This is a genomic window from Micromonospora sp. LZ37 (assembly GCF_059359015.1).
Genome location: NZ_JCADBL010000024.1, coordinates 1 through 7,386 on the forward strand (window position 1 = coordinate 1; position 7,386 = coordinate 7,386).

The 7,386-nt window shown below is 72.3% G+C and carries 6 protein-coding genes and 1 pseudogene; 2 read left to right on the top strand and 5 right to left on the bottom strand.

The features are described from left to right. Positions 1 to 372 precede the first annotated feature (372 nt). Positions 373 to 1,806 carry an MFS transporter gene (locus tag AC5L3Z_RS29350; RefSeq protein WP_494846607.1) on the bottom strand — a complete coding sequence of 478 codons (1,434 nt, stop codon included), beginning with the start codon at positions 1,804 to 1,806 and terminating at the stop codon, positions 373 to 375. Between the two features lie 44 nt (positions 1,807 to 1,850). Beyond that, on the bottom strand, positions 1,851 to 2,087 hold the full coding sequence (locus AC5L3Z_RS29355; RefSeq protein WP_494846608.1) for a hypothetical protein: 237 nt from the start codon (positions 2,085 to 2,087) through the stop codon (positions 1,851 to 1,853). A 138-nt stretch (positions 2,088 to 2,225) separates the two neighbouring features. On the opposite strand from AC5L3Z_RS29355, the gene AC5L3Z_RS29360 reads away from it, so the two are divergent. Then, complete coding sequence (locus tag AC5L3Z_RS29360; RefSeq protein ID WP_494846610.1) at positions 2,226 to 3,404, top strand: geranylgeranyl reductase family protein; 1,179 nt, start codon at positions 2,226 to 2,228, stop codon at positions 3,402 to 3,404. A 64-nt stretch (positions 3,405 to 3,468) separates the two neighbouring features. Continuing rightward, positions 3,469 to 3,657 (top strand): hypothetical protein, encoded by a 189-nt coding sequence (locus tag AC5L3Z_RS29365; RefSeq protein ID WP_494846611.1) that lies wholly within the window; start codon positions 3,469 to 3,471, stop codon positions 3,655 to 3,657. A gap of 50 nt (positions 3,658 to 3,707) precedes the next feature. Here the strand turns inward: AC5L3Z_RS29365 and AC5L3Z_RS29370 are convergent. The 3 genes and pseudogenes from AC5L3Z_RS29370 to AC5L3Z_RS29380 form a co-directional block, all read right to left on the bottom strand. Next, a pseudogene (locus tag AC5L3Z_RS29370) lies at positions 3,708 to 5,495 on the bottom strand (bifunctional metallophosphatase/5'-nucleotidase). Between the two features lie 168 nt (positions 5,496 to 5,663). Continuing rightward, positions 5,664 to 6,323 (bottom strand): nucleotidyl transferase AbiEii/AbiGii toxin family protein, encoded by a 660-nt coding sequence (locus tag AC5L3Z_RS29375; RefSeq protein WP_494846613.1) that lies wholly within the window; start codon positions 6,321 to 6,323, stop codon positions 5,664 to 5,666. After that, entirely contained in the window at positions 6,320 to 6,652 is a 333-nt protein-coding gene (locus AC5L3Z_RS29380) for a hypothetical protein (protein ID WP_334534518.1), read from the bottom strand. The genes AC5L3Z_RS29375 and AC5L3Z_RS29380 overlap by 4 nt, the downstream gene beginning before the upstream one ends. Positions 6,653 to 7,386 lie beyond the last annotated feature (734 nt).

Here is a 7,386-nt window from a genome sequence, read left to right on the forward strand (position 1 = left end):
ACCGAGGCCGCCCAGACCGTGCAGGTTTCGGCCTACCCCTTCCACTACGCACAGTGGGAGCAGCAGGCCGCCGACCTGGTCGCCAAGCACTGGAACAACTGACTCACGAACCACCCGCTGGCCGGCACCCCCACCCGGGGGTGCCGGCCAGCGGCGTCTGACTCGGCGGATCGTGAACAGTTGTTGTCGCTGGGACGACAACAACTGTCCCCAAACCCCAACCCCCCGATGATCACGAAGTTGTCGCCAGGTTCGGAGATCCACACTGCCGCCAACTTCATGATCATCAGCGCGAGGGCGAGGCCGCGGTGGCGAGGGCGCACGGGCGCCAGGGGAGCGGGGAGCGCGGCGCCGCGAGGAGCGGTGGGGTGGTCAGCGGCGGCGGTCGAGGTTGAGGACGATGTCCACCACGGCCGCCACCAGGGCGAGCGCGATGATGCCGCCGGCCAGCAGCAGGGAGTGCCGGAAGGCGGTCGACCACTGCCCACCGCTGCTCGCCAGCGACGAGAAGAACAGCGACCCGACGGCCGCGATCCCGGCGGCCGAGCCGATGCGTTGGCCGGTCTGGAGCATCCCGGCCGCGCTGCCCGCCTGCGGCACCGGCACCTGGGACAGGGTCAACGTCTGGTTCGGGGTGATGACCAGGCCGCTGCCGAGGCCGGCGAGCAGCAGCGGCACCGCCGTCAGCAGCGGCACGGAGCCGGTCGGCGAGCCGCGCAGTACGAGCACCACCGCCGCGAGACCGACCACCACCACGAGCAGGCCGATGCCCACCAGTGGCCGGCCGAACCGGTTGACCAGCCGTCCGCCGAGCGCGGAGGCCAGTGCCGATCCGAGCGCGAACGGGGTGATCGCCAGGCCGGCGACCAAGGCGCTGTATCCGAGGCCGTTCTGCAGATACAGGGTGAAGACGAAGAAGATGGCGGTGAAGCCGCCGAAGTAGACCAGCGCGATCACCGCGCCGAGGGTGTACGAGCGGAGCGTGAACAGCCGCAGGTCGAACAGGGGGGTCTGCCGCCGGGCGTACCGGCGTTCCCAGAGCCCGAAGGCGACCAGCACCAGCAGGCCGGCCGGGATCAGTGCCCATTTCCACGGGCTGTGCCACTGTTCCCGCTGCACCAGCGGCAGCAGCAGGAGCAGCACCCCGGCGCCGAGCAGCAGCACCCCGACCGGGTCGAGTCGGTGGCGGTCGGGCTGCCCCGCTGGGCGGGCGGGCAGCAGCCGCCACCCCAGCACCACCGCGACGACGCCGACCGGGACGTTGACGAAGAAGACCCAGCGCCAGCCGTGCTCCTCGCCGCCCAGGTGGATGAGCAGGCCGCCGAGGAGCGGACCGACCGCCGTGGAGACGCCGATGGTGGCGCCGAGCAGTCCGAAGGCGCGGCCCCGCTCGGAACCCCGGAACAACTGCTGGACCAGGCCGGTGACCTGCGGGTTGACCAGGCCCGCCGCGGCGCCCTGCATCAGCCGGGCGGCCACCAGCCAACCGGGGGACCGGGCCAGCCCGGCGAGGGTGCTGGTGAGGGTGAACAGGGCGACGCCCACCACGAAGGCGGTACGTCGCCCCCGGGCGTCGCCCAGCCGCCCGGCGGACACCAGGACCAAACCGAAGGTCAGCGCGTACCCGGAGAGCACCCACTGCAGGTCGCTGGGGCTCGCGCCGAGCGCCTCGTCCATCGACGGGACGGCGACGTTGACGATGCTGACGTCCAGCAACGTCATGAACGTCGCGACCAGTCCGACCCCGAGCGCCTGCCACCGGCGGCCGTCGCCCGGTTCGCGCACGGCGGGTTGGCGATCAGGCATCCCCGCCCGCTACCCGGGCCCTCTGCCGGCAAACCGGCGGCGGGTCACGCCATCTGGCGGGCGCACCACCGCGGACCGAAGTCCAGTCCGGCCATCGGCGAGTCCTCCCGGTGCAGCAGGTCCTTCTCGGTGAGCAGGTGCAACGGGGCGTGCACCTCCTCCTCGGCCATCCCGGCCTCCTGGGCGATCAGGTCCGGGTACGGCACCTGGCCCCGCGCCTCCAGCGCGGACACCGCCTCGTACACCCGTACCTCGGCCTCCGACAGTCGTACCTGCTGCATGCTGACCTCCTTGCCGTGACCCGCCCGTGCGGCCGGGCGGTCTGGGTACGGCCGGTTACCCCCTGGGCGACCGAGAATGCCCACCCGATCGGTCGGTCGTGAGCGGCCGGTCGGCGCGGGGTGCCCTACGCTGGCACGGTGATCACCTGGGATCTCGTGGTCGTCGGGGCGGGCCCCGCCGGGCTCTGCGCAGCCCGGGTCGCCGCCGCCCGCGGCGTCCGCACACTGGTGCTGGACCGGGCCACCCATCCGCGCTACAAGACCTGCGGCGGCGGGCTGATCGGCACGTCGCTCTCCGCCGTCGCCGGGCGGATCGAGGTGCCGGCACACGACCGGGTCGACCGGGTGACCTTTACCCGGGACGGGCGGCGCGGCTTCACCCGCCGGCACGGCACCCCGCTGGTGACGATGGTGCGCCGGGACGAGTTCGACGACCGGCTGCGCGGGGCCGCGCTCGCCGCCGGGGCCGAGGTCCGCGAGGGCGTCGCCGTCCGCGGCCTCGACCAGGACCCCGACGGGGTACGCGTACGCCTGGCCGACGGGACCACCGTGCACGCCCGGACGGTGATCGGGGCGGACGGCTCCGCCGGGGTCACCTCCCGGCACGTGGGTGTCCGTTTCCGGCAGGTGGACCTGGGGCTGGAGCGGGAGTTGCCGGTCTCCCCCGCCGAGCAGGAGCGCTGGCGCGGGCGGCTGCTGCTCGACTGGGGTGCCGTCCCCGGGTCGTACGGGTGGGTCTTCCCGAAGGGCGGAAGCCTCACCGTGGGGGTGATCGCCGCCCGCGGCGACGGGGAGCGGACCCGCGCCTACCTGCGCGACTTCGTCGACCGGCTGGGTCTGTCCGGGGTGGAGCCGGAGCACGACTCGGGCCACCTGACCCGCTGCCGGGCCGACGACGCGCCGCTGCGCCGCGGCCGGGTACTGGTCGTCGGGGACGCCGCCGGGCTGCTCGAACCGTGGAGCCGGGAGGGGATCAGCTACGCGCTGCGGTCCGGCGCGCTCGCCGGCGCCGCGGTCGCCGACGGTGACCCGGAGCGCTACGAGCGGGACGTACGCGATCAACTGGTGCCGTCGATGCGCGCGGGGCACCGCCTGCTGAAGGTGTTCGAACGCCGCCCGGACGTCTTCCACGGCCTGCTGGCCACGCCCGCCGGTTGGACCATGTTCGTCCGGTTCTGCCAGGGCCGTGCCAGCTTCGACACGGCCCTGGCCCGGCCACCGGTCCGCGCCGCGCTGGCGGTGCTGGACCGGTTGCCGCCGGTCCGCCCCCGCCGCCCGGAGGCGGGCGCGCGGGCGCTGACCGACCTGCCCAGGTGATCGGCCGGGCGGGCGCGCCGGCGAGCCGGGTGCGGAGGTGGACCGGGGGCCGCACAATGCGGTTATGAGTGAGCCGGATCGCCCGTCGTTCAGCGACGAGGAGTACCGCTTCCTGCGGCACGTTCGCTTCGGCGAGCTGCCCCCGCCCGTCCGGCCCGACGAACGGGTCGAGCTCAGCGAGACCGAGCCTCGGCGGGACTACCCCGAACCCGTCGACAACCTCGACCAGCGCGCGCTCGGCTGGGGCGGCTGACGCGCGGACGGGCCGCGGGTGTGCACCCACGGCCCGTCCGGCGGTACGGGTCAGAGGACCGGCACGCCCTCGCGGACCAGCTTCCAGTTCGGTACGAAGAAGTCGGCCGGGTCGATGACCCCCTTGGCCTGCGCCCAGTCGATCAGCAGCTGGCGGATCTCCTGCTGCTCGTTGTAGACCTGGGTCTTCACGATGCCCGGGAAGTTGCCGCCGCCGCTGCGCCGGTAGTTGTTCACCGCGACGACGAACTGCGCGGTGTCGGCGACCGGGGTGTCGGTGCCCGGCAGCACCAGGCGGGTGATCCGCTGGCCGACCGGCCTGCTGATGTCGATGTCGTAATCGACGCCGGAGACGACGTCGTAGTTGTAGTCCGGCACGGCCGGGTCGCTGATGGTCGCCGGGTCGACCGTCGCGCCGACCGGCAGGGTCCGGAAGTACTTCGCCGAGAACTCCAGGTAGGCCCGGAGTTCGGCGCCGCTGAGCACCACGGCCTCGAGGGTGTTGTCGAAGACGTAGAGCCCGGCGACGTCGCGGATCCGCACGTCACCCTGCGGGAAGATCGCGGTACGGCTGAACGGCGCCGCGATCGACAGCACCGGCAGGCCCGCGTACGACGTGCCGGCGAGCGCGGTGGTGACCACCTCGGTTTGGACATGGTTGATGAAGTCCAGGATCGGGGTGTCCTTGTAGCGCGACTCGGCGGCGGAGAGCTCCACGCTGGACCGCGCGACGGCCGTGTTGACGTACTCGACGGTCCTGGTGTGCTGGCCGCGCACGGCCGCGAGGACCGCCGGGTCCTCGACCACGGTGTTGGTGTTGAGCATGGTGGCGCCCTCGGCGAGCACCTTCCACCGGCCGCGGACCTTCTGCACGGTGAAGTCCATCCGGGTGAGGCGCTGGCCCCACTTCGACGGCTCGGCGGTCAGCACCCGCTCGCCGGTGGCGGTGTTGGTGACGAACTTCTCCACCACCTCGGCGTGGGCGTGGCCGAAGAGGATCGCGTCGATGCCCGGGACCTGCTGGGCGATCAGGGTGACCGGGTTCTCGTTCGGCAGCTCCGGGCCGTAGCTGGAGGTGCCGCTGTCGCCGCCGTGCGCGGAGATGACGACCAGGTCCGCGCCGCGCTCCCGCATGATCGGCACCCACTTCGCCGCCGTCTCGACCATGTCCGGGAAGACCAGCCTGCCCTCGACGTTGGCCTTGTCCCAGATGGCCACGCCCGGGTTGGTCAGGCCGAGGATGCCGACGTTGATGGTGGGGGAGTCCACGCCGCCGAGGCGGACCTTCTTGATCACCTACGGCAGGTAGGCCGGCTTGCCGGTCGCCTCGTTGACCGCGTTCGCGGCCAGCGCCGGGAAGCCCAGCTGCTCGATCCACTTCGCCAGCAGCGGCAGGCCGTAGTTGAACTCGTGGTTGCCCAGCGTCACGGCGTCGTACTTCAGGATGTTCATGGCGTTGGCCATCCGGTGCGTCTCACCGGTGACGGTGATTGGCTCCTGCTTGGCGTAGTACGTGGCCAGCGGCGTGCCCTGGATGGTGTCGCCGGCGTCGAGGACGAGGGTGGCCCGGCCCTCGCGCTCGGCGCGGATCTGGTTGACCAGGGTGGCCAATTTGGCGACGCCGACGTCGTTGTGCCTGCTGTCGTCGTACTCGGCGTCCTTGTAGTAGTCCCAGTTGTAGACGTTGCCGTGGGTGTCCGACGTGCCGAGGATCGTCAGGTCCCAGGTCTTCGGTCCCGCGGCGGCCGCCCGGGCGGGGGCGCCGGCGATCAGGGGGGCGGTCGCGGCGGCAGCGGCGACGGCCAGCACCTGGCGGCGCGAGGCGGAGGAGGAGGTCATGAGGTGCCTTTCCATGGGGGTGGACGCCTTGTGGGCGCCATTGCGCACCATAACGAGCGGCTGTCACTTCTGCCACAAGCGCCCGAGGCGTCCCGTTCCACCCCACCAGCGCCGACCGTCATCCGGCCGTCACACCGAGCCTCGGGCACGGCGGATGACGCCGGCCGGTCACCGGGGCCAGGCGGCCAGTCGTCGCCGCAGCTCGGCGACCTGCGCGGCGTCCAGCCCGTACCGGGCGAAGCGTCGGTCCGGTATCCGGTCCAGGTAGCGTCCGGCCTCCCGGACGTCGTCGGCGTCGAGCGCCGGGTCGACCTGCCGGGCCAGGTCGAGCAGCTCCGGGACGGGGTAGTGGTCCAGCGCCGCCGACACGTCGATGTAGTCACGGACCTCGCGCCGGTTGACCAGCGCGGCGGTCTTGTTGGCGACCAGGTCCCGGACGTCCATCACCGGTCCGAGGTCCATCACCACCGGTGACCGGTACCGGTCGAGGCGGGCCAGGCTGAGCCGGATCCGCCGGGATCCGCGGGTGACCACGAAGTCCTTCATGTCCCGGTCGAAACCCTCGAACAGGTCACCGAGATCGCTGTCCGGGTCCGCGTCGGCGACGGTGAACCCGGCGCGCTCCAGCGCCGCGCGTACCTCGGTGGCGGCCGCCGCGGCGGCGCCCTCCACGTCGGCGAAGAGGTCGACGTCCTCGGTGGGGCGGGTGACCAGGCCGTGCGCCGCCCAGGCGATCCCGCCACCCAGCACGAAACGATGCGGTCCCGCGGCGGAGAGCGCCACCCGGGCGACCTCGCGGTAGAAGTCGTGCAGGTGCGGCAGGTTCACGCGGCGCGCAGACCGCGGTGCCGGCTCTCCCACGCCTGCCGTACGCCCCGGGGCAAATTCAACCGCCGCCACACCCGCCGCAGGGTGCGCCCATTGATCAGGTGGCGCAGGTCCTCGGCGCGGGTCGTCTCGCGCAGCACGTTCTCGTACATCCAGAGCAGCTGGTCCGGGTCGGCCAGGTCGAACGTACGGTCGGCGTTCCACATCAGCCGCACCGGCAGCTCCACCACGCCCCGGGTGGGGCCGGCCAGCTCCGCCAGGGTGCGCGCCACCACGGCGGGGCGACCCGGACGGGCCAGGTGGGGCGCGGTGGGGACGACGGCCTGCATGCTGTCAGGGTAACCCCGAACCGGTCCGGTACCGCTCACCGCTTCCCGCTCACGATGCGAGCACGCCGTCCCCGGGCGGGTCCGGGCGGTCGGGTGTCGCCCAGGCGGTGGCAGGCCGAACCGTGCCCGGTGGGGTGTATCGCCTCGACTGTCCGTTTCCAGCATGTCGGCCTGGCGGGCGCGTCCGGCCTGTCCGCTGGCGGTGGTTGCGTTTCGTGGCCGGCGGCACGCTCAGGTCGGAATGGTGGCGGGGTCGGGGTCGTTACATCTCCTGTACGACCGCAGCAGTCGGTGACTTGCGCTGCCGCCCGATGGACCCGCGCCCCTGGCGGAATGACCCCGGGCGCCTCGTCGTTACATCCCCTGGACGATCGCACGAGCAGCCCCGCCCCTTGGCGGAATGACGGCAGGCCGGTGGTCGTTACATCCCCCGGCCCGGTCTCACGACCGAGCAGCCTCCGCCCCTTCGGCGGAATGATGGCCGGCCGGTGGTCGTTACACACAGTCCCGGCGCCGCAAGCCCCCGCTTGTGAAGCCGCCGGTCGAAGACTTTTCCTCTGATCTTTTGGGCGCCTGATCGTGGTGCTTGCGCGTGTTCCGACCCCCATTGGGACGCGTCGCCAACCCCCGGATGGAGCTTCTCTGATGAACACGAACATTCTGCGTAAGAGCATGCTGAGCATCGCGGGTCTGGCCTTCGCCGGTGGCATCTTCGCCGGCCCGGTGACCGAGGC

Coding starts and splice junctions, on each gene's coding strand:
- AC5L3Z_RS29350 (WP_494846607.1), bottom strand. CDS start 1,806: ATGCCTGATCGCCAACCCGCCGTGCGCGAACCGGGCGACGGCCGCCGG.
- AC5L3Z_RS29355 (WP_494846608.1), bottom strand. CDS start 2,087: ATGCAGCAGGTACGACTGTCGGAGGCCGAGGTACGGGTGTACGAGGCG.
- AC5L3Z_RS29365 (WP_494846611.1), top strand. CDS start 3,469: ATGAGTGAGCCGGATCGCCCGTCGTTCAGCGACGAGGAGTACCGCTTC.
- AC5L3Z_RS29380 (WP_334534518.1), bottom strand. CDS start 6,652: ATGCAGGCCGTCGTCCCCACCGCGCCCCACCTGGCCCGTCCGGGTCGC.